The following is a 2,651-nucleotide window of genomic DNA, read 5'->3' as shown; positions in this document are numbered from 1 at the left end:
CTTCGGCCGGCACCCCCGCGAGCCGGCCGGCCGCCGTCGTTCTTCACCGCGAAAGTGGTGACTGCCTACCGGAAACGCCCAGTCGACTCCAAGCTTCCCCGGAATAGTGGTGCACAACACCGTTATCCCGACGAGCCGGGCAGTTAAATGACAATACCCCGGCCGTAGGGCCGGGGTATTGATACTTGGTGTCAGGAATTGGCCTTCTGGTAGGCTTCCTGAATTTCGGCCTGAATGCGGCCACGGCTGTTTACGGTATAACCGTTCTCGCGCGCCCATTGACGGATCTGTGCCGAGTCCTGGTTTCTCCCTGCGGCAACGCGGCTACGCGTTGCACGGCCGGTCGATGTCTTGCGTGCCTTGGCTACAAATGGCCCCAGAGCGTCCCGCAGCTTCGCAGCGTTGGCACTGGACAGGTCCATTTCGTAACTGACTCCATCAAGGCCAAAGCGGACAGTTTCATCCGCAGAGCCCTCATCCAGGTCGTCAACGAGGATAATTTTGACTTTCTGTGCCATGAAAAGACTCTCTTTTGGAGGGGTCGGATATGCAGAATAGCTAGACTACTAATTAAAGATTATCGTCCAGCGCATGGCACCCCGTCAAAGGCTCCGTCAAAGGCACTATTAAATCTTCGGGAGCGGCCCCGAGAAAGAGCTATTTGGCAGGTGTTGAGCCGTCGCCCGCAGGCTTGGCAATTCCGAATCCGGCTTCTTCCTGGGCGCGGGCTTCTGCTTGGCGCTCTGATTTGTCCGCGTTGAAGATAGCCTTCATGGCAAACCAAAAGAGAAGTCCGACAACAACGGACGGTGCAAGAACGGCAATGTATTCCATGGTCAGTGCCCTTCGGGCTTGAGGAGTGGGAACAAGATGGTTTCCCGGATGCCTGCTCCGGTGAACAGCATGACCAAGCGGTCGATGCCTAGGCCGATGCCGCCCATGGGCGGAGCACCGTACTCGAGGGCGCGCAGGAAGTCTTCATCCAACTGCATTGCCTCGACGTCGCCGGCGGCCGAACGACGCGACTGCTCCGTGAGGCGTTCGCGCTGGATGACGGGGTCGATCAGCTCGGAGAAGGCCGTGCCGCGTTCCATGCCGCCAATGATGAGGTCCCAGGCCTCGATCAGGCGGCCGTCCTCCCGGTGCGGGCGGGCAAGGGGCTGCGCGGAGGGTGGGTAGTTGTAGACGAAGGTCGGGTTGAGCAGGGTCGGCTCGACGATCTCGCCAAACAGTTCCACGACAAGCTTCTCGGCGTCCCACTTCGGATCCACCTTGACCTCGTGCTTGGCGGCAATGGCCTGCAGTTCCGCCACCGTGGTGTCGGGGGTGATCTCTTCCCCGATCGCCTCGGAGAGCCCCGGGTAGACAGCAACCCAGGCCCATTCGCCGTCGAGGTCGATCTCTCCGGCGTCAGTCTGGATGGTGCGGGTGCCCACGACGTCGGCGACGTTCAGGATGATTTCCTTCATGCGTTCGGCCATGACGAACTGGTCCGCCCACGCCTCGTAGCATTCCAAGGTGGTGAATTCAGGGCTGTGCGTGGAGTCGACGCCTTCGTTGCGGAACACGCGGCCCATGTCGTAGACGCGATCGATTCCGCCCACCACGGCACGCTTGAGGAAGAGCTCTGTGGCGATGCGCAACGTCATCTTCTGGTCGAAGGCGTTCATGTGCGTCTCGAACGGCCGGGCCGTGGCACCACCGTGGACGAGCTGCAGGATGGGGGTCTCCACCTCCACATAGCCGCGGCGGTCCAAAGTGTCGCGAACCGAGCGGGTAATCGCCGCGCGGGTGTAGACCATTTCCCGGGCTTCGTCACGGACCATCAGGTCCACATAGCGCTGCCTGACACGGGTTTCCTCATTCAGCTCGGCGTGCAGCACCGGCAACGGGCGCAAGGCCTTGGAGGCCATGGACCAGGAATCAGCCATGACAGAGAGCTCGCCACGCCTGGAGGAAATGACTTCGCCCTTGATGAAAACGTGGTCTCCGAGGTCCACCAGCGCTTTCCAGTCCGCGAGGGTTTCCTCGCCGACGTTTGCCAGGCTGAGCATCGCCTGCAGGCGCACGCCCTTCCCGTCCACACCGCCCTCCTGGAGGGTAGCGAAGCAGAGCTTGCCGGTGTTGCGCACGAACACCACACGGCCGGTGACGCCCACGATGTCGCCGGTGGTTTCGTCAGCCTCGAGATGTGCGTACTTCTCGCGGATCTCGGCAAGGGAATGCGTCCGCTCAACACCCACCGGGTAGGCCTCGGTGCCGCGCTCAATCAGCTTGCTGCGCTTTTCCATGCGGATGCGCATCTGCTCGCTGGCGTCGGCAGGCTCGGCGGCGGTGTGCGGGGATGGGGTGTTTGCGGAAGTCACAATCCACAAGTTTACCGGGGATTCCTTGGAGTTCCCTATCTTCCCCTCCCGCCCCCGCGGCAACATAGACTCGGGCTGTGGAGACATGGACAGTTGAAACGGACGACGACGGCGGGCACCTCGAGGTGCACTCCTTCCGGCCGGCGGCTGAGGCGTCCATTCCGGGCGCGTCGGGCGCTACGGAGGAGCCCGGCGTCGTGCTCGTTCACGGCACCTTGGTGACCGACTCCCTCTACTGGCCATTCGCCCGGAACCTGAGCGTCCTGCTAGGCCGGCCGGTGCATT

At 62.2% G+C, this 2,651-nt stretch carries 3 protein-coding genes and 1 pseudogene; 1 reads left to right on the top strand and 3 read right to left on the bottom strand.

Translation table 11 applies throughout. The features are described from left to right. Nucleotides 1-191 precede the first annotated feature (191 nt). The 3 genes from AHiyo1_RS23960 to lysS form a co-directional block, all read right to left on the bottom strand. The gene (locus tag AHiyo1_RS23960; protein ID WP_059390281.1) at nucleotides 192-518 is read right to left on the bottom strand and encodes a histone-like nucleoid-structuring protein Lsr2; all 327 of its coding nucleotides are present in this window, start codon (nucleotides 516-518) and stop codon (nucleotides 192-194) included. A gap of 139 nt (nucleotides 519-657) precedes the next feature. Continuing rightward, a complete protein-coding gene (locus tag AHiyo1_RS25290; RefSeq protein ID WP_172465751.1) occupies nucleotides 658-834 on the bottom strand; it encodes a hypothetical protein in 177 nt (58 codons plus the stop codon). Nucleotides 835-836: 2 nt separating this feature from the next. Further along, complete coding sequence (gene lysS, locus AHiyo1_RS23955; RefSeq protein ID WP_059390282.1) at nucleotides 837-2,366, bottom strand: lysine--tRNA ligase; 1,530 nt, start codon at nucleotides 2,364-2,366, stop codon at nucleotides 837-839. 77 nt (nucleotides 2,367-2,443) lie between these two features. On the opposite strand from lysS, the pseudogene AHiyo1_RS23950 reads away from it, so the two are divergent. Beyond that, a pseudogene (locus AHiyo1_RS23950) lies at nucleotides 2,444-2,651 on the top strand (alpha/beta fold hydrolase); the annotation flags it as partial.

Origin of the sequence: Arthrobacter sp. Hiyo1, assembly GCF_001263615.2 — a bacterium.
Classification (GTDB): Bacteria; Actinomycetota; Actinomycetes; order Actinomycetales; family Micrococcaceae; genus Arthrobacter.
This window is presented reverse-complemented; position numbering and strand designations above follow the sequence as displayed.